The sequence below is a fragment of the Curtobacterium sp. YC1 genome (assembly GCF_016267665.1).
In the GTDB taxonomy this organism is placed as follows: domain Bacteria; phylum Actinomycetota; class Actinomycetes; order Actinomycetales; family Microbacteriaceae; genus Curtobacterium.
On sequence record NZ_CP066341.1, the window covers coordinates 1,314,475 to 1,332,716 of the forward strand.

Consider the following 18,242-nt stretch of genomic DNA (forward strand, 5'->3'; position numbering starts at 1 on the left):
CACAACGCTGGCATGGCGTGATTCCCAAGTCAACCAGAGAGTCGGATGTGATGGATGTGACCAATGTTGTGCACGGGGCGGCGCAACTCCCCGGTCCGCTCTGGCAACATGGGCGTGTGAGTGCCGAACCCACCGACGACCTGACCCTCTCCGAACGCTGGCTGACCGTCCCCGAGCTGGTGGACATGTTCAGCACGAGCCCGGGGCGGATCCACCGGCTCTTCGAGCAGAAGACCCTGCTCGCCGCGCGCGTGGGCGGTGTCCTGCGGGTGCCGAGCGAGTTCATCGAGGACCGCGAGCCCCTGCCCGAGCTCCGCGGCACCCTGATCGTGCTCGGCGACAACGGCTTCACCGACGACGAGGCCGTGCGCTGGATGCTCACGGTCGACGACGCGATGGGCACCACGCCGATCGCGGCCCTGCGCGCCGGCCGCAAGGCCGAGGTGCGTCGCATCGCCCAGTCGCTGCTCTAGTCGCGACCCCCCCCCCCGACGGACGGGAGGCGCGGTGCCAGCCGGCACCGCGCCTCCGTCCGTCTGCTGGTTCGTCTAGGACGACCGGCGGCTGACCGTGTCGGCGAGCGACGCGAGCTGCTCGCGTGCCGACGGCGACAACGGCGACGCGTCCAGCGCCGCCTTCGCACGCTGCACGTGCCGGTCGATCGAGCGCTCCACCGCTGCCACGGCGCCGGACTCGGTGAGGGTCGCGCGGAGCATCTGCACCTGTCCCTCGTCGAGGTCGGGGTCACCGAGCAGCTCGTCGAGCAGCTGGCGCGGACCGTTCGGCAACGCCTTGCGGGCCGAGGCGATGAGGACGGTGCGCTTGCCCTCGCGCAGGTCGTCGCCCGCTGGCTTGCCCGTGACCTCCGGGTCGCCGAACACGCCGAGCATGTCGTCGCGGAGCTGGTAGGCCACGCCGAGGGGCAGGCCGAAGGCGCGCAGGCCCTCGAGCTGCGAGTCGCTCGCGCCGGCGACCAGGCCGCCGATGACGAGCGGCGCCTCGATCGAGTACTTCGCCGACTTGAAGACGATGACGCGCTGGGCGCGGAGCAGGTGTTCGGACTCGTCGGTGACGGGCCACGCGGTCTCCTCGTGCACGTCGAGGTACTGGCCCGCCGTGACGTCGAGGCGCATCGCGTGGAACTCCTGGCGGACGATCCGGGCACGGACCGGGTCGAGGAGCGCGAGGCCCTCGTCGAAGACCGAGTCGCTGAGCGCGAGCAGCAGGTCACCGAGCAGCAGCGCCGCGTTCGTGCCGTACTGACCGCGGTCGCCGACGAACCCGGAGTCCTCGTGCAGCGACTCGAACCGGCGGTGCGCTGCCGGGCGCCCGCGGCGGGTGTCCGAGCGGTCCATGATGTCGTCGTGCACCAGGGCCGCGGCGTGGAAGACCTCGAGCGCGGCCGCGACGGTGACGATCGCCTCGGCGGTGGTCTGACGGGAGCCCTCGGCCAGCGGGTCGAACGAGCCCGAACGGCCCGCCACCGACTGCCATCCCCAGTAGCAGAACAGCGCCCGGAAGCGCTTGCCGCCGGACAGCAGGTCCCGGGCGTACTGGTCGAACGGGGCGAGGTCGGGGCTGATCGCGAGCAGGCGTTCCCGTTGCTCGTCGAGTGCCCGGTCGATACGCGCCGATACGAGGTCCACTAATCGCGTACTCTCAGCCACGATCCCTACCCTAGTGGAGTGGTCGAGGCATAGAATCGGCCCACTCAACCCGCGTTTCCCAACCCCGCGTCGATCCCAAGAACAGAGGGAACCAAGATGCCGCTCTCGGAACAGGAGCAGCGCCTTCTCGAAGAGATGGAGCGCAGCCTCTACCAGAACGATTCCGATTTCGTGGCGCGTGTCACACGTCGACAGGGCCGTCCGACGTACACGGTCATCACACTCGGAGTCCTCGGCGCACTCGCCGGTGTCGCCATCGTCATCGTCGGCCTGGTCATCAAGGCGCCGCTGCTGGGCATCCTCGGCTTCGTCGTGATGCTCGCCGGCGTCCTGTTCGCCCTGCGACCCGGCATGCGGGCGCCCAAGGCGAAGCCGGCTCGTCCGGGCAGGCCCTCGTCGGGTCGTCCGTCGCGGCCGTCCTCCGGTGGGGGCGGCGGTTCGTTCATGGACCGTATGAACGAGCGCTGGGACAAGCGGAACGACCAGAGCTAGCGCGCTCCACATCCCTGTACGGGGTCGGCCTTCGGGTCGGCCCCGTTCTGCGTTCCCGGGGGTGGGGTGGGGGCGGTTCGGGTGCGGGGTGCGCGCTGCGGTTGCGCGGGGTTGTGCGACGCGCCGTCTGGTGTGCGTCGAGGTCGCACGAACTGTCGCCCGACGGCCGCGCGAGCGACTGACGGTGCGACCTCGGCGGGGCGCGTGCGGCGTGTCGTGACCGGTCACTGACTCGACGTCGAGCGCGGCGCTGCCCGGGGGAGTCTGCGGTCGACGTCGGCCGGAGGCCTTCGCTCCACGCGGGAGTCGGCCGCCGTCGTGCCACGCTGTGCCGCGCCGTGGATGGGTCGTCGAGGTCGCGAGACACGCCGTCTGGTGACCGTCGAGGTCGCACGAACTCTCGCCTGAGATCGGCGGGAGCGACCGATGGTGCGACCTCGGCGGGGCGCGGGCGGGGTGTCGTGACCGCTCGCCGAACCCTTCTCGACCGGGTTGACCGGGTTCGCCGGGGTCGACCGGGCGGGATCTGCGGTCGACCTTGGCCGGGTGACCTCGGGTAGCGCCGGCAACGAGCGTCGCCGCGCCGCGCCCTGCGCGGACGCTGAGGTTGCGCGACATGCCGCCTGCTGGACGCCGAGGTCGCACGACGTGTCGCCTCCGGCCGGTGGGAGTGATCGATCGTGCGACTTCGGCGGGGCGTGGACGGGGTGTCGCGACCGGTCGCGCAGAGGCAGGCCGACGGGGGAGACGCGACCGCCTGGTCTGGTGCGGGCGGCGGCGGGGGCGGGGCGCGCCTCCCGGCCGGGGTGGAGGGAAGCGGGCCGCACCGGGGCGAGCCGCCCGGGAATCGTCGAGATCGCACGAAGGACCGAGGGCGCCCGTGCCAGCGGATGCAGCTCGGCGCGCCCTCGGGGCGCCCGGCGGCTGCGAAAGTCCTCCACTTTCCTCCACGGGTGCTCCTGCGCTGCAGATCCGCGTCGTTTCGGCGCTCCGATGCTGTCTGAACGGGCGCGCATTCCTCAGGAAGGCCCCCAGTACGGGTGTCCGAGGGCGAAAAGGGAGTGAACACCTGGGCAGGGGGAGGGGAGTGGAGTAAAGTGGGGTTCGCAACGGTCCGGTGGAGCGGAGGGGAGGCCCGACGTGCTGCTCGGTACCCATGCCCCGAAGCTCGACGAGAAGGGTCGCGTGATCCTCCCCGCCAAGTTCCGGGACGAACTGTCCGGGGGACTCGTGATGACCCGCGGGCAGGAACGCTGCGTCGTCGTCTTCAGCGCCCGGACGTTCGAGGAGCTCCACGAACGCATCCGGACCGCTCCGATGACGTCGAAGCGCACGCGTGACTACATGCGCCTGTTCCTCTCGGGGGCCAGCGCCGAACAGCCCGACAAGCAGAACCGCGTGACGATCCCGCAGAACCTCCGTGAGTACGCGGGGCTCGAGCGGGACCTGACGGTCATCGGCAGCGGTGACCGTGCCGAGATCTGGTCGACCTCCGCGTGGGAGGCCTACTACGCCGAAGCCGAAGAGGCATTCGCCGACAACGACGAGGAGGTGATCCCGGGGATCTTCTGATCCGCGGATCGGGACTCCCAGCCGTGAAGCCCTGACATCACTTCCCCGGTGTCAGGTCGCATGGATGGGGATCCGGACCCACGGCCCAGGAGACGAGGGGCTGCACATGGCCGAGGACGAGACTCCGAAGTTCCCGCACACACCGGTGATGCTCGAGCGCATCGTCGACCTCTTCACGCCGACGCTCGAGGGCCCGGGCAAGGTCGTCGTCGACGCGACGCTCGGGATGGGCGGGCACTCCGAGGGGCTGCTCGAGCGGTTCCCGGAGCTCACGCTCATCGGGCTCGACCGCGACACCGACGCCCTCGGGATCGCCGGGGACCGGCTCGCCCGGTTCGGCGACCGTGTCCGGCTCGTCCACACCGTGTACGACGGCATCGCCGAGGCGATCGAGGGCGAGGGGTTCTCGCGCGTGGACGGCGTGCTGTTCGACCTCGGGGTGAGCTCACTGCAGCTCGACCGGGCCGAGCGCGGCTTCGCCTACAGCCAGGACGCCCCGCTCGACATGCGGATGGATCGGACCGAGGGGCAGACCGCCGCCGACGTCCTGGCCACCTACGACGAGGGCGAACTCCGACGCATCTTCCAGCGCTACGGCGAGGAGAAGCTCGCCGGCCGCTACGCACGGGCCATCGTCGAGCGCCGGGCCACCGCGCCGTTCGAGATGTCCGGTGACCTGGTCCAGGTGCTGCACGACGCCACCCCGGTCGCGATCCAGCGGCAGGGACACCCGGCGAAGCGCGTGTTCCAGGCGCTCCGCATCGAGGTCAACGCCGAACTCAGTGTGCTCGAGCGGGCGATCCCCGCCGCCCTCGACGCCATCGCCGTCGGCGGTCGGATCGTCGTCGAGTCGTACCAGTCGCTCGAGGACCGCATCGTCAAGCGGGCACTGGTGCAGCGCACGACGTCGAGCGCCCCCGCCGGACTGCCGGTGGAGCTGCCCGAACACGCTCCCACCTTCTCCCTGATCGTCAAGGGCGCCGAGCTGGCCGACGAGGCCGAACGCGCCGCCAACCCCCGAGCAACCCCCGTGCGCCTGCGCGCGGCCGAGCGGATCCGGAACTGACATGAGCACGAACCTCGCACTCGTCGACCCCGCCGTCGTCCCGTCGCGGGCCCCGCGCCCCGATCGTCAGCAGCGCCCGGAGCTCGTCGAGGTCGCACCCTCGGCGGCCCAGCGCCGTGCCCGGCCCCGCATCGGGTACGCCGTGGTCGCCGTCGCGGCCCTCGGCATCCTGCTGCTGGCCCAGCTCGGCATCAGCATGGCGCTGAGCCAGGGCGCCTACACGATCGACGCCCTGTCGGCGGAGCAGACGGGCCTGTCCCGCACGCAGCAGTCGCTCTCCGAGGACCTCCGCGTGCTCGACTCGCCGCAGAACCTCGCCCGCAACGCGCAGGCCCTCGGCATGATCGCCAACTCCACTCCGGTCTACCTGGACCCGGAGACCGGCCGCGTGTACGGCACGCCGACCCCGGCCAAGCCGGACGAGGCAACGGCGTCCACCGACAACCAGGTGCCGAACTCGCTGCTCGACGGCGTCCCCCTCGCCACCCAGCGGGGCGGCGCGGGCGGCAGCGCCGACGCGGGCACCGGCACGGGCACCAGCGCCGACGCGAGCACGGGCGCCGCCGGCAGCACCGCCGCGACCGGCGCGACGGGCAGCAGCACCGCCACCGACGACGCCGCCGCGTCTGGGAAGACGAGCGGCGCCAGCGCGTCGGACGAGGCTTCCGCGAAGTCGTCCGTAGAGTCCGACGCGAACCCGCTCCAGGCGCCCTCGACCCGGTGACCCGCGGGGCCGCCACACCCTCAGCACCACCCCGGGAAGGACCGCACCGCGTGACGAAGACGATCCGCAACCGCCGGCTGCGCTACAGCATCGTGATGATCGCCGTGATCGCACTCGTCGGTGCGTTCGTGGTCCGGCTCGTCGACATCCAGGTCGTGCAGGCCTCGGCGCTGAACGAGCAGTCGAGCCAGAAGCGCAGCATCCCCGTCACGATCTACGGCACCCGCGGCTCGATCGTCGACCGCAACGGCACCGCACTCGCCGACAGCGTCACCCGCTACAACATCACCACCGCACCGCGGCTGGTGAAGAAGTTCGCCGGCAAGCTCGGTGGCACCCGCGTGAAGCAGGTGAGCGTCGACGCCGCGCTCTCCGCCCTGGCCGAGGCGTCGGGCGGCGACGTCGACACCATGCGCAAGAACATCGCGGCGAACCCGCGGTCGGACTTCGCGTACCTGGTCAAGGGGCTCGACGTGAAGCACTACGAGGCCGTCACCGACCTCGGCATCCCGTGGGTCTACAAGGAGCAGCAGGCCTCGCGGGTGTACCCGACGGGGGCCACCACCGGCAACCTGACCGGGTTCATGGGCACGGACGGCGCCCAGGCGGGGTTGGAGTACTCCTACAACCAGTGCCTCGCCGGCAGGAACGGCTCGCAGACGTACGAGCGCGGTGAGGACGGCGTGCAGCTGCCCGGCAGCAGCGTGACGAAGAAGCAGGCCAAGGACGGCGGCACGCTCCACACCACGATCGACAGCGACCTGCAGTACATGGCCGGGCAGACCATCGCGTCCGCCGCCAAGGAACTGCAGGCCGAGTCGGCGACGGCCACCGTGACGAGCGTGAAGACCGGCGAACTGCTCGCGGTCGCCGACTACCCGACGGTCGACCCGAACGACGTCGACGCCACCACGGACAAGGGTGCCTTCGGATCGCGTGCGCTCACGGCGTCGTACGAGCCCGGCTCGACCATCAAGGCCGCCATCGCCGCCGCGCTGATCGACCAGGGCAAGTCGAGCCCCACCGACCAGGCCGTCGTGCCGTACTCGCGCACGTTCCCCTGGGGCGGGAAGATCCAGGACTCGGAGTTCCACGAGACCGAGAACCTGACGCTCACCGGCATCCTGCAGAACTCGTCGAACGTCGGCATCACCGAGCTCGGAGCGCGGCTGTCGACGCAGCAGCGCTTCGACTACATGAAGAAGTTCGGGCTGTTCGAACCGGAGTCGGCGATCGACTACCCGGGGCAGCCGGCCATGGACTACGGCACCAGCCCCGACTGGGACCAGCAGACGAACATCAACTCGATGTTCGGCCAGGGCATCTCGACGACCGCCGTGCAGGTCGCGAGCGTGTTCCAGACGATCGCCAACGACGGTGTCCGGATCCCGCTGCACTTCGTCAAGGGCTGCACGACCGCCGACGGCAAGACGATCGACGCGCCCGACGTGCAGAAGCAGCGCGTCGTCTCCGCCCAGGCCGCGACCCAGGTCACCGGCATGCTGCAGAGCGTCGTCACGGGCGGCACCCTGGTGGGGATGAAGCCTATCTCCGGCTACAACATCGCCGCGAAGACGGGTACCGCCGAGGTGGCCGAAGGGGCCGCCGGGTACGGCGGGCAGCGCATCACGTCGGTGGCCGGAATGGCACCCGCCGAGGACCCCCAGTATGTTGTCACGGTGACGTTCACGAAGCCGCAGACCAACAAGTGGTCCAGCGGAGCGGCTCCGGCGTTCCGCACTCTCATGTCCCAGGTGCTCGAGAAGTACCGAGTAGCCCCCTCCGCGTCCGAGGCGAAGCTCTACCCGTCCACGTGGTGAGGAAGAAGGAACACTTGTCCGCACGGATCCCCCCGGTCCTCCGACCCGAACACCCGACCCCGAGGGCCGTCGCCGAACTCGCGAACGCGTTCGGTCTGCGCGTCGTCGGCTCCGTCGACGGCGCCGAGACGACCGGTGTCACGCTGAGCGCCGCCGAGGTGCAGCCGGGCGACGTGTTCGTCGGCGTGCACGGCGCGAACCGGCACGGCGCGGAGTTCTCCGCCGAGGCCGCCGAGCGCGGTGCCGTCGCGGTGCTGACCGACGACGCCGGCGCGGAGTCCGCCCGGGCGGCCGGCCTGCCGGTGCTCGTGGTCGACGACCCCCGCGCCGCACTCGGTGACGTCGCAGCCTGGGTGTACCGCACCCACCCCGACGAGGCCACCGACCTGCCCCAGCTGTTCGCCGTCACCGGCACGAACGGCAAGACGAGCACCTCGTACATCCTCGAGGGCATCCTCAAGCAGCTCGGCCTGGTCACCGGCCTGAGCTCGACCGCCGAGCGCCACATCGGCTCGCTCAGCGTCACGAGCCGTCTCACCACGCCCGAGGCGTCCGAGATGCACGCGCTCCTCGCCCGGATGCGCGAGAGCGAGGTGCGCGCGGTCGCCGTCGAGGTGAGCGCCCAGGCCCTCAGCCGTCACCGTGTCGACGGCATCGTCTTCGACGTGGCGGCCTTCACGAACCTGTCGCACGACCACCTCGACGACTACGCCGACATGGAGGAGTACTACCAGGCGAAGCTCCCGCTGTTCCAGCCCGAGCACGCCCGCCGCGGCGTCGTCTCGCTGGACACCGACTGGGGCCACCGCGTGGTGCAGGACTCCCGCATCCCGGTGACCACCATCACGGTGCACCCCGAGGTCGAGGCCGAGTGGCACGTCGACATCGTCGAGGCGCACGCCGCCTACACCGAGTTCCGCCTGACCGGCCCCGAGGGTCGGGAGCTCACGACCCGTGTGCCCCTGATCGGCTGGCACATGGCGGCGAACGCCGCGCTGGCGATCGTCATGCTCGTCGAGGGCGGCTTCGAGCTCGGCGCGATCGCGCACGCGCTCGAGTCGGGTCACCGCCGCTACCCGGACGAGGAAGACTCCGAGCGCGACGGGGAGTCCCGCCGTGTGTCCGCCATCGAGTGCTACCTGCCCGGGCGCACCGAGCGGGTGTCCGGTGAGCACGGCCCGAGCGTCTACGTCGACTTCGGCCACAGCGCCGACGCGTTCGAGAACACGCTCGCCGCCGTCCGCCAGTTCACGCCGGGCAAGGTCCTCATGCTGTTCGGCGCCGACGGTGACCGCGACACGACCAAGCGCGGCGACATGGCCCGCGTCGCCGCCGCGGGGAGCGACATCCTCGTCGTCACCGACCACCACCCGCGCTTCGAGGACGCCGCGTCGATCCGGAAGACCCTGGTCGACGCCGCCCGCGAGGCGTACCCCGACCACGAGGTCCACGAGGTGAGCCCGCCCGAGGCCGCGATCCGCGCGGCCGTCGGCATGCTCGGCGAGGGGGACTCGATCCTCTGGGCCGGCCCCGGGCACCAGGACTACCGCGACATCCAGGGCGTCCGCACGCCGTACTCCGCCCGTGACGAGGCCCGCGCGGCCCTGCGCGAGGCCGGCTGGGAGCCGAACGCCGGCCCGGCGGAGGACGTCCGATGATCGCCATGACCCTCGCCGAGATCGCCCGCGCGGTCGGCGGCGAGCTGATCGGCGGCGCCCAGGCGACCGACGTCGCCGAGCCCGGCGACCTCGTCGTCGACGGCTCGGTCGAGACCGACTCCCGCCTGGTCCGCCCCGGCAGCGTCTTCTTCGCGCTGCCCGGCGAGGTCACCGACGGCCGCCACTTCGTGCCCGCTGCGACCGAGGCCGGGGCTGCGCTCGTCATCACGCCCGAGCGTGTGGAGACCACCGCGCCGCAGATCGTCGTGGCCGACGGCTACGCGGCCCTCGCCGCGCTGGCCCACGACGTCGTCGCACGGGTCCGGGCGAGCACCGCCGATCGCGTCGACGACGCCGGCAACCCGGCGCCGCTGCGGGTCGTCGGCATCACGGGCTCGAACGGCAAGACGAGCACGAAGAACATGCTCCGCACGATCCTCGAGCAGCAGGGCGCCACGATCGCGCCGCAGGGCTCGTTCAACAACCACGTCGGCGCGCCGATCTCGATGCTCCGCATCACGGACGACACCCGCTTCCTGGTGGTCGAGATGGGTGCGAGCGGCGTCGGCCACATCGCGAAGCTCGTCTCGATCGCCGAGCCGGACGTCGGCGTCGTGCTCAAGGTGGGCCTCGCGCACGCCGGTGAGTTCGGCGGGATCGAGGCGACGCAGCGCGCGAAGTCCGAGATGGTCACCGACCTGCCCGCGACCGCGACGGCCCTGCTCAACGTCGACGACGACCGTGTCGCGTCGATGCGCGACCTGACGGTCGCGCACGTGGTCGGGTTCGGCACGTCGGCCGAGGCCGACTACCGCATCTCCGGCATCGAGACGGACCGCAGCGGCACCCGCTTCACGCTCGCCGCGCCTCCCGTCCGCCCCGGAGGTGACCGTCCGACGGACGCGACCCTGTCAGGAGGCCCGGAGCAGGTGGACGTGCGCCTCGCGATCCTGGGTGAGCACCACGCCATGAACGCGTCCGCCGCGCTCACGGTCGCCCACCTGTGGGGCGTCCCGCTCGCCGCCGGCGCCGCGGCGCTCGCGTCGATGACGCGTGCCGAGCGCTGGCGCATGGAGCTGCTCCAGGGCGGCCCCGAGGGCGTCACCGTGATCAACGACGCGTACAACGCGTCGCCCGACTCCACCGCGGCTGCGCTGCGGACCCTGGCGCAGATCGTGCGTCCGGGGGAGCGGACCGTCGCCGTGCTCGGTGAGATGGCCGAGCTCGGCGAGTTCTCGACGGAGGAGCACGACCGCATCGGTCGGCTCGTCGTCCGGCTCGGCATCGGACAGCTCGTGGTCGTCGGCCGCGGCGCGATGGCGATCCACCAGGCCGCCACCCTCGAGGGATCGTGGGACGGCGAGTCCGTGTTCATCGAGGACGTCGACGACGCCGTCCCCGCCGTGCAGGAGATGCTCCGCCCCGGCGACGTCGTCCTCGTCAAGTCCTCGAAGTCCGCCGAACTGCGATTCCTCGGCGACCGCCTCGGAGGTGTCACCGAATGATCGCGCTCCTCGTCGCCGGCGCTGTGTCGCTGGTGTTCACGCTGCTGCTCACCCCGTTCTTCATCAAGCTGTTCCACCGCCTCGGCTGGGGACAGTTCATCCGTGACGACGGTCCGCAGTCCCACCACACCAAGCGCGGGACCGCCACGATGGGTGGCATCGTCCTCATCATCGGTGCGGTCATCGGGTACTTTGTCGGGCACCTGGTCGGCCGTGACTCGATCACGCTGTCCGGCCTGCTCGTGCTGTTCCTGATGGTCGGGCTCGGGTTCGTCGGCTTCATCGACGACTTCCTCAAGGTCCGGCGCCAGCGGAGCCTCGGGCTCGGCGGGTGGGCCAAGGTCCTCGGTCAGGTCATCGTCGGCGTCATCTTCGCCACGATCGCCCTCGTGGTGCCGACGTCGAACGGCAAGCCCCCGGCGTCGACCATGATCTCGGCGATCCGCGACGTCCCGTGGCTCGACTTCATGGCGCTCGGCACCGTGATCGGCACCGTGCTGTTCCTGGCGTGGATCGTCCTGCTGACGGTCTCGACCTCGAACGGCGTCAACGTGGCGGACGGCCTCGACGGCCTGGCCACCGGGTCGAGCATCCTGGCGATCGGGTCGTACGTGATCATCGGGTTCTGGCAGTCGAACCAGATGTGCGGCGGCGCGCGCCTCGATGCGAAGACCGCCGACGCCTGCTACACCGTGTCGAACCCGCTCGACCTCGCCGTGGTCGCGGCGGCGGTCTGCGGTGGCCTGATCGGCTTCCTCTGGTACAACACCTCGCCGGCGCAGATCTTCCTCGGCGACACCGGTTCGCTCGGGCTCGGCGGTGCACTGGCCGGTCTCGCGATCCTCAGCCGCACCGAGCTCCTGCTCATCCTGATCGGTGGTCTGTTCTTCATCGTCACCGGCTCGGTCATCCTGCAGCGGGCGTACTTCAAGATCACCCACGGCAAGCGGATCTTCCTCATGAGCCCGCTGCACCACCACTTCGAACTGAAGGGGTGGGCAGAGGTGACGGTCGTCGTCCGCTTCTGGATCATCGCCGGACTCTTCGTCGCAGCGGGGGTCGGCCTCTTCTACCTCGAATGGATCGCACGCGTTGGTTGACCCGGTGTCCTCGCCGTCCCGTCTCTCGTCCCTCGACAGCTGGTACGCCGAGGGGTGGAAGGGACTGAACGTCGCCGTCCTCGGCCTCGGCGCGACCGGGTTCTCGGTCGCCGACACGCTCGTCGAACTCGGCAGCGACGTGACGGTGTACTCGACCGACGCGCCCGCCGACAGCGTCGAGCTGCTCGACGTCATCGGCGCCCGGTTCGTGCAGACCCCGCTCGACGTGGTGCCGGACGCCCTGGTGCAGCAGGCCCCCGACGTCGTGATCGTCTCGCCGGGGCTGCCGCCGCACAACGCGACCGTCCAGTGGTCGGTGACGAACAGCACCGTCTGGGGCGACATCGAGCTCGCCTGGCGTGTGCGCGACAAGGTCGTGCGCGGCCCCGTCGCCGCGCCGTGGATCACCATCACCGGCACGAACGGCAAGACCACCACCACCCAGCTCACCACCGCGATGTACGAGTCCGGTGGGCTGCGCGCGGTGGCGTGCGGGAACATCGGTGTGCCGGTGCTCGACGTGGTCCGCGACCCGGTGGGCTACGACGTCCTGGTGGTCGAGCTGTCCAGCCACCAGCTGCACTACATGGCCGACTCCGGGGACGGTGCCGTGGTGCCGCTCGCCAGTGCCTGCCTGAACATCGCCGACGACCACCTCGAGTGGCACGGCTCGGCCGAGGCCTACCGTGCCGCGAAGGCCAAGGTCTACGAGCGCACCGTGATGGCGTGCGTCTACAACACCTCCGACGAGGTCACCCGGCACATGGTGCAGGAGGCCGACGTGGTCGAGGGCTGCCGCGCGGTGGGCTTCACCCCGGGCGTCCCCGCTCCGGGCGACGTCGGCATCGTCGAGGACGTCCTGTGCGACCGGGCCTTCACCGAGGACCGCCGGAACAGCGCGCTCGAGCTGTCGACCGTCGCCGACCTCGAGACCGCGGGGCTCGCGAGCCCGCACATGACCATGAACGTGCTGGCCGCCGCCGCCCTCGCGCGCGCCGGTACGGTCCAGCCGAGCGCCATCCAGGCCGCCGTCCGGGGGTTCCGGGCCGACCACCACCGCACCGAGCTCGTGGCCGAGGCCGAGGGGATCGCCTGGGTCGACGACTCCAAGGCGACGAACCCGCACGCCGCCACGGCCTCGCTCGCCTCGTTCGACACCGTCGTGTGGATCGTCGGTGGCTTGTTCAAGGGCGTCGACATCGACGGCCTGGTCGAGCGCTTCGGGCCGGGCGTGCGCGCCGTCGTCGTCATCGGGACCGACCGTGGCCCCGTGCTCGAGGCATTCGCGCGACACGCGTCCGCGGTCCCCGTGCTCCAGGTGGAGACGACCGACACTGATCAGGTCATGCGCGAGGCGGTCCGGCATGCCGCATCGGTCGCGAGGCCGGGCGACACGGTCCTCCTCGCTCCGGCGGCGGCATCGTTCGACCAGTTCGGCTCCTACGCCGACCGGGGGCGTCGTTTCGCGGCCGCGGTCCACGAACACCTGGGAGGAGAAGTCGATGGCGACGACACCGACGGATCTTCCGAACAGTCGTAACGGCGCGTCGCCGCAGGGCGGACGCCGGGCCAACGGCGCCTTCGTCGCCGTCAAGAACGTCTTCGTCGCCGAGTCGACCACGTTCTACACGATCCTCGGCGTGACGCTGTTCCTCGTCGTCTTCGGCGTCGTGATGGTGCTGTCGTCGTCGAGTGTCGAGGAGTACGCGGCGACCCACGACTTCTTCGGTGCGGCGTCCCGCCAGGGGCTCTACGCCGTGGTGGGCGTGCCGCTCATGCTCGTGGCCAGTCGGGTGCCCACCCGCGTCTGGCGCAAGTGGGCGATGCGGCTGCTCGGCGCGGCCCTGGTGCTGCAGCTGCTCGTCTACACGCCGCTCGGCATCGACATCCAGGGCAACCGGAACTGGATCAAGATCGGGGAGTCGTTCACCGCGCAGCCCTCCGAGGTCGTCAAGCTCGGTCTGGTGCTCGGCATCGGCGCGATCATCTACGTCAAGCGCGACAAGCTGGACGACTGGAAAGAGGTCTTCGTCCCGGTCGGGATCGCCGCCCTGCTGTCGCTCGGCCTCGTGATCCTCGGTGGTGACCAGGGCACCGCGATGGTCATGGTCGTCCTGGTGTTCGGCGCCCTGTACCTCGGCGGCGTCCGCGGACGGCACCTGCTCGTCGGTCTCGTCACGATCGCCGTGCTCCTGCCGTTCGTGACGATGGCGTCGGCGTCCCGCTCCACACGCATCAGCGCCTGGCTCGCCGGCTGCACCGACACGAGCCAGTACCAGGACATCTGCTGGCAGCCGGTGCACGGTATGTGGGCGCTCGCGTCCGGCGGGGTCTTCGGCGTCGGCCTCGGCAACTCCAAGGCGAAGTGGTCCTGGCTGCCCGAGGCGGACAACGACTACATCTTCGCGATCATCGGCGAGGAGCTCGGCCTGGTCGGCGCCGTCGTCGTGCTGGTCCTGTTCGTCGTGCTGGCCATCGGGATGATCAAGGTGATCCGGCAGTCCCGCGACCCCTTCGTCAAGACCGTCACGGGCGGCATCCTGGCGTGGATCATCGGCCAGGCGCTCGTCAACATCGCCGTCGTGCTCGGCCTGCTGCCGGTGCTCGGGGTGCCGCTGCCGCTCATCTCGGCCGGCGGCTCGGCGCTCATCATGACCCTCGTCGCGATCGGCGTGGTGCTCTCCTTCGCCCGCGACCTGCCCGGGCGGAACGACCCCGCCACGACGAACCGACTCCCCACCACGAACGGACCCCTGCGGTGAGCAAGTACCTCTTCGCCGGCGGCGGCACCGCCGGCCACGTCAACCCCCTGCTCGCCGTCGCCGACCGGTTGACCGAGCGGGAGCCCGACGCCCAGGTGCTCGTGCTCGGCACCGCCGAGGGCCTCGAGTCCCGGCTGGTGCCGATGCGCGGGTACGAGCTGTTGACCATCCCGCGGCTGCCCTTCCCCCGGAAGCTGAACGCGAACGCCCTCCGCTTCCCGCAGCGCTTCGCCGCGGCGGTCAAGCAGACCGAGCGGATCATCCGGGAGCGCGAGATCGAGGTGGTGCTCGGCGTGGGCGGCTACGCGGCCGCCCCGGCCTACATCGCCGCACGCCGGACCGGCACCCCGATCGTCGTGCACGAGCAGAACGCGAAGCCCGGGCTGGCGAACCGCCTCGCCGCGTTCCTGACCCGGCACGTCGGCCTGACCTTCTCGAACACCCGGCTGCGCAACGGCCGTGTCGTCGGCATGCCCCTGCGCCGCGAGATCGAGTCGCTGGACCGCCGGGCCGTGCGTGCCGAGGGCCTCGCCGAGTTCGGCCTCGACCCCGACCGCCCGGTCCTGCTCGTGACCGGCGGCTCGTCGGGCGCGCGGAGCATCAACCGGACGATCAACACCTCGGCCGCCGCCATCGTCGGCGCCGGGTGGCAGGTCCTGCACGTCGTCGGCGCCGCGTCGGACATCGGCCCGAGCGACCTGGACGGGTACCACGTGCTGCCCTACTGCGACCGGATGGACCTGGCCTACGCCGCGAGCGACTTCGTGGTCTCGCGATCCGGTGCCGGCATGGTGTGCGAGCTCACGGCGGTCGGCCTGCCGAGCGTGCTCGTGCCGTACCCGGTCGGCAACGGCGAGCAGCGCCACAACGCGCAGGACGTCGTCGACGCCGGGGGAGCCGTCCTGGTGGCCGACGGGGAATTCGACCAGGACTGGGTGACGTTCCAGCTGCTGAGCATCCTGCAGGACCGCTCCCGCATCGCGGACATGACCGTGCGGGCGGGCAGCGTCGGCCACCGCGACGGCGCCGACCGGATGACCGACCTGGTCCTCGACGCCGCGAAGCAGGCCCCCAGCACCACGGAGGAACCATGACCATCAAGCCCGACCTGACGCAGCCGATCCCCGACGACCTCGGCACCGTGCACTTCGTCGGCATCGGGGGCTCGGGCATGAGCGGCATCGCACGGATGTTCCTCGCCGCCGGGCACCGGGTGACCGGGAGCGACTCCCGCGAGACCGAGACGACGGGCACCATGCGCGACCTCGGTGCGACGGTCCACATCGGCCACGACGCCGCGAACGTCGGCGAGGCGGACACCCTCGTGGTGACGAGTGCGCTCTGGCCGGACAACCCCGAGCTCCTCGAGGCGCAGCGCCGCGGGCTGCCGGTGCTGCACCGCTCGCAGGCCCTCGCCGCGCTCATCGCCGATCACCGCCTGGTCGCGGTCGCCGGCGCGCACGGCAAGACCACCTCGACGGGCATGATCGTCACCGCGATGGTCGAACTCGGGCTCGACCCGAGCTTCGTGAACGGCGGCGTCATCCAGTCCCTCGGCACGAGCTCGGCCCCGGGATCGAGCGACCTGTTCGTCGTCGAGGCGGACGAGTCCGACGGCTCGTTCCTGCTGTACGACGTCGCCGTGGCCCTCGTCACCAACGTCGACGCCGACCACCTGGACCACTACGGCAGCGAGGAGGCCTTCACCGAGGCCTTCGTCGAGTTCGCCGCGAAGGCGAGCGAGCGCGTCGTCATCTCGAGCGACGACGCCGGCGCGAAGACCGTCACGGCCGGCATCCGGCAGCGCCCGGACGCCCCCGAGGTCGTCACCTTCGGCGAGGCCGCCGACGCGGACGTCCGCATCGAGGGCATCACCGAGGCAGCCGGGGTCGAGGTCGACTTCCGTGCCGCGGGTGAAGCCCACCACCTGACCCTGCGCGTTCCCGGTCGGCACAACGCGATCAACGCGGTCGGCGCGTTCGCGGTCCTGACCGGTCTCGGCGTCAGCGCCGCCGACGCGATCCGCGGACTCGAGGCGTTCGGCGGCACCCAGCGCCGCTTCGAGCTGCACGGCGTCGAGCGCGGCGTGTCCGTCTACGACGACTACGCCCACCACCCGACCGAGGTCGCGGCGGCGCTCAAGGCCGCCCGCAACGTCGTCGGCGACGGCCGCATCATCGCGATCCACCAGCCGCACCTGTACTCGCGCACCCGGCTCATGGCCGGCGACTTCGCGAAGGTCTACGAGGAGCTGGCCGACCACACGGTGGTGCTCGACGTCTACGGCGCCCGTGAGGACCCCGAGCCCGGCGTGACCGGCGCCCTGGTGCAGGAGCGCTTCGCCGACCAGTCGCGTGTCGAGTTCCTGCCCGACTGGGACGACGCCGCCGCCCGTGCGGCCGCGATCGCCCGGGACGGCGACATCATCATGACCCTGAGCTGCGGCGACGTGTACCGGATCATCCCGCAGGTGCTCGGTGCGCTCCAGGACGACGGGGCGCAGGCTCGGTGAAGCGTCCGGAGGGGTTCGACGAGGGGGACGCCCGCCAGGACGTCCCGGCCGAGGCCGCTGACGCGCCCCGGCAGCGTCGTGGTCCCTCGACGCCGCGGCTGCCGTTCCGCGGTCGCGCCGTCGACGCCCAGGAGGCCCGCCCCGCCGCCGACGAGTCGGCTGCGGTCGACGACGACCCGGCTCCCACCACGCCGGACGGCGGTCCCTCGGCAACGCGCCCCCGCACGGTCGATGCGCCCCCGAGTGTCGGGGCGCGACGACCGTCGGCGGGCGCAGATCCGTCGACCGACTCGGCCGGGTCGACCCGCGACCGGGTCGGTGCCCTCGCGGGTGCCGCCGGACGACGTCTCGGCACCGGCTTCGGCGTCGTCGCGGACCGGCTCCGGGAGTACACCCCGAACGAGGACCACCGCGACCCGGAACACGAACGACGTGCGGCGGAGCGCCGGAGCGCGACGGGCGGTGCAGCCGACCACGACGCCACCGTCACCGACGTGCTCGACGCGGGTGGTGCCTCCCGGCCGGAGCAGTCGACGGGGACACCGATCGGCGCCGGAGTGCGTGCGGCGGAGACCGCCCGCGAGGCGCGCGTCGCCAAGCGGCGTCGCCGCCTGCTCGAACGGGCCGAGGTCCGCCGGTTCACACGGCGCAGCCGCCACCGCCGAGCGGCGTGGATCACGGCGGCGAGCGTCGTCGTGGTGCTCGGTGCGTCGATCCTGGTGGCGGTGTCGTCGCCGCTCATGGCGCTCCGCACGATCGAGATCGAGGGCACGGAGCGCGTCGACGAGACGGCACTGCGGCAGGCCCTGTCCGACCAGATCGGGACCCCGCTGGCCCGGCTCGACTTCGACGCGATCAAGCGCGACATCGCCGGGTTCCCGCTCATCGAGAGCTACGTGACCGAGGAGGCGCCGCCGCACACCCTCGTCGTCACCGTGACCGAGCGCACGCCGGTCGTCGCGGTGCGTTCCGGGCGGTCCTTCGACCTGGTCGACCCGGCGGGCATCGTCGTGCAGTCCGCGCCGGAACGACCGGCCCGCTTGCCCCTCGCCGACATCGCCCGCGCCCGGCTCGGGTCGTCGAGCTTCCGCACGATGACCGAGGTCGTGCTCGCGCTGCCGTCGACCGTCCGGTCGCAGGTGACCCGCGTGTCGGGCTCCACCGCCGACGACGTGACCCTGACCCTGCGCGACCGCTCGACGGTGGTGTGGGGGAGTCCGGACGACTCGCCGGCCAAGGCCGCGCTGCTCGCGGCACTGGTGCAGGACCACGAGGCGCGGAACCCCGGCGTCGTGGTCGAGTACGACGTGTCCGCGCCGGACAACGGCGTGATCCGCGCGAAGGACTGATTTGCCGGACCTGAT

General features: G+C 71.4%; 15 protein-coding genes. 14 read left to right on the plus strand and 1 reads right to left on the minus strand.

Features of this window, described 5'->3' with window-relative positions; all coding sequences use genetic code 11:
* Positions 1-116 precede the first annotated feature (116 nt).
* A complete protein-coding gene (locus I8920_RS06275) occupies positions 117-473 on the plus strand; it encodes an Rv2175c family DNA-binding protein (protein ID WP_198658277.1) in 357 nt (118 codons plus the stop codon).
* 75 nt (positions 474-548) lie between these two features.
* On the opposite strand, the gene I8920_RS06280 is transcribed toward I8920_RS06275, so the two are convergent.
* Positions 549-1,667: a polyprenyl synthetase family protein gene (locus tag I8920_RS06280; protein WP_198658278.1), complete on the minus strand. Its 1,119-nt coding sequence runs from the start codon at positions 1,665-1,667 to the stop codon at positions 549-551.
* A gap of 96 nt (positions 1,668-1,763) precedes the next feature.
* On the opposite strand from I8920_RS06280, the gene I8920_RS06285 reads away from it, so the two are divergent.
* The 13 genes from I8920_RS06285 to I8920_RS06345 all read left to right on the plus strand — a co-directional run bounded on the left by I8920_RS06285 (position 1,764) and on the right by I8920_RS06345 (position 18,227).
* Positions 1,764-2,159 (plus strand): DUF3040 domain-containing protein, encoded by a 396-nt coding sequence (locus I8920_RS06285; RefSeq protein WP_198658279.1) that lies wholly within the window; start codon positions 1,764-1,766, stop codon positions 2,157-2,159.
* 1,140 nt (positions 2,160-3,299) lie between these two features.
* On the plus strand, positions 3,300-3,731 hold the full coding sequence (gene mraZ, locus I8920_RS06290; protein WP_198658280.1) for a division/cell wall cluster transcriptional repressor MraZ: 432 nt from the start codon (positions 3,300-3,302) through the stop codon (positions 3,729-3,731).
* Positions 3,732-3,837: 106 nt separating this feature from the next.
* A complete protein-coding gene (rsmH, locus tag I8920_RS06295; RefSeq protein ID WP_198658281.1) occupies positions 3,838-4,797 on the plus strand; it encodes a 16S rRNA (cytosine(1402)-N(4))-methyltransferase RsmH in 960 nt (319 codons plus the stop codon).
* Position 4,798: 1 nt separating this feature from the next.
* Positions 4,799-5,521 (plus strand): hypothetical protein, encoded by a 723-nt coding sequence (locus tag I8920_RS06300; RefSeq protein WP_198658282.1) that lies wholly within the window; start codon positions 4,799-4,801, stop codon positions 5,519-5,521.
* 50 nt (positions 5,522-5,571) lie between these two features.
* Positions 5,572-7,341 carry a peptidoglycan D,D-transpeptidase FtsI family protein gene (locus I8920_RS06305; protein ID WP_198658283.1) on the plus strand — a complete coding sequence of 590 codons (1,770 nt, stop codon included), beginning with the start codon at positions 5,572-5,574 and terminating at the stop codon, positions 7,339-7,341.
* A gap of 14 nt (positions 7,342-7,355) precedes the next feature.
* Positions 7,356-8,999 (plus strand): Mur ligase family protein, encoded by a 1,644-nt coding sequence (locus tag I8920_RS06310; RefSeq protein ID WP_198658284.1) that lies wholly within the window; start codon positions 7,356-7,358, stop codon positions 8,997-8,999.
* Entirely contained in the window at positions 8,996-10,504 is a 1,509-nt protein-coding gene (locus tag I8920_RS06315) for a UDP-N-acetylmuramoyl-tripeptide--D-alanyl-D-alanine ligase (RefSeq protein ID WP_198658285.1), read from the plus strand. The genes I8920_RS06310 and I8920_RS06315 overlap by 4 nt, the downstream gene beginning before the upstream one ends.
* Positions 10,501-11,604 carry a phospho-N-acetylmuramoyl-pentapeptide-transferase gene (gene mraY / locus I8920_RS06320; protein ID WP_198658286.1) on the plus strand — a complete coding sequence of 368 codons (1,104 nt, stop codon included), beginning with the start codon at positions 10,501-10,503 and terminating at the stop codon, positions 11,602-11,604. The genes I8920_RS06315 and mraY overlap by 4 nt, the downstream gene beginning before the upstream one ends.
* Positions 11,605-11,608: 4 nt before the next feature.
* Positions 11,609-13,144 (plus strand): UDP-N-acetylmuramoyl-L-alanine--D-glutamate ligase, encoded by a 1,536-nt coding sequence (gene murD, locus I8920_RS06325; RefSeq protein ID WP_198658287.1) that lies wholly within the window; start codon positions 11,609-11,611, stop codon positions 13,142-13,144.
* The gene (gene ftsW, locus I8920_RS06330) at positions 13,107-14,366 is read left to right on the plus strand and encodes a putative lipid II flippase FtsW (protein ID WP_198658288.1); all 1,260 of its coding nucleotides are present in this window, start codon (positions 13,107-13,109) and stop codon (positions 14,364-14,366) included. Before murD ends, ftsW begins: the two co-directional genes overlap by 38 nt.
* Entirely contained in the window at positions 14,363-15,460 is a 1,098-nt protein-coding gene (murG, locus tag I8920_RS06335) for an undecaprenyldiphospho-muramoylpentapeptide beta-N-acetylglucosaminyltransferase (RefSeq protein WP_198658289.1), read from the plus strand. The genes ftsW and murG overlap by 4 nt, the downstream gene beginning before the upstream one ends.
* Entirely contained in the window at positions 15,457-16,878 is a 1,422-nt protein-coding gene (gene murC, locus I8920_RS06340) for a UDP-N-acetylmuramate--L-alanine ligase (protein WP_198658290.1), read from the plus strand. Before murG ends, murC begins: the two co-directional genes overlap by 4 nt.
* Entirely contained in the window at positions 16,875-18,227 is a 1,353-nt protein-coding gene (locus I8920_RS06345; protein WP_198658291.1) for an FtsQ-type POTRA domain-containing protein, read from the plus strand. The genes murC and I8920_RS06345 overlap by 4 nt, the downstream gene beginning before the upstream one ends.
* The last annotated feature ends 15 nt before the right edge of the window (positions 18,228-18,242 follow it).

What these genes read in the sequence shown, in the direction of transcription:
- I8920_RS06285 (WP_198658279.1), top strand. Translation starts at nt 1,764, where the DNA reads ATGCCGCTCTCGGAACAGGAGCAGCGCCTTCTCGAAGAGATGGAGCGC.
- rsmH (WP_198658281.1), top strand. Translation starts at nt 3,838, where the DNA reads ATGGCCGAGGACGAGACTCCGAAGTTCCCGCACACACCGGTGATGCTC.
- I8920_RS06300 (WP_198658282.1), top strand. Translation starts at nt 4,799, where the DNA reads ATGAGCACGAACCTCGCACTCGTCGACCCCGCCGTCGTCCCGTCGCGG.
- I8920_RS06315 (WP_198658285.1), top strand. Translation starts at nt 8,996, where the DNA reads ATGATCGCCATGACCCTCGCCGAGATCGCCCGCGCGGTCGGCGGCGAG.
- mraY (WP_198658286.1), top strand. Translation starts at nt 10,501, where the DNA reads ATGATCGCGCTCCTCGTCGCCGGCGCTGTGTCGCTGGTGTTCACGCTG.
- ftsW (WP_198658288.1), top strand. Translation starts at nt 13,107, where the DNA reads ATGGCGACGACACCGACGGATCTTCCGAACAGTCGTAACGGCGCGTCG.
- murC (WP_198658290.1), top strand. Translation starts at nt 15,457, where the DNA reads ATGACCATCAAGCCCGACCTGACGCAGCCGATCCCCGACGACCTCGGC.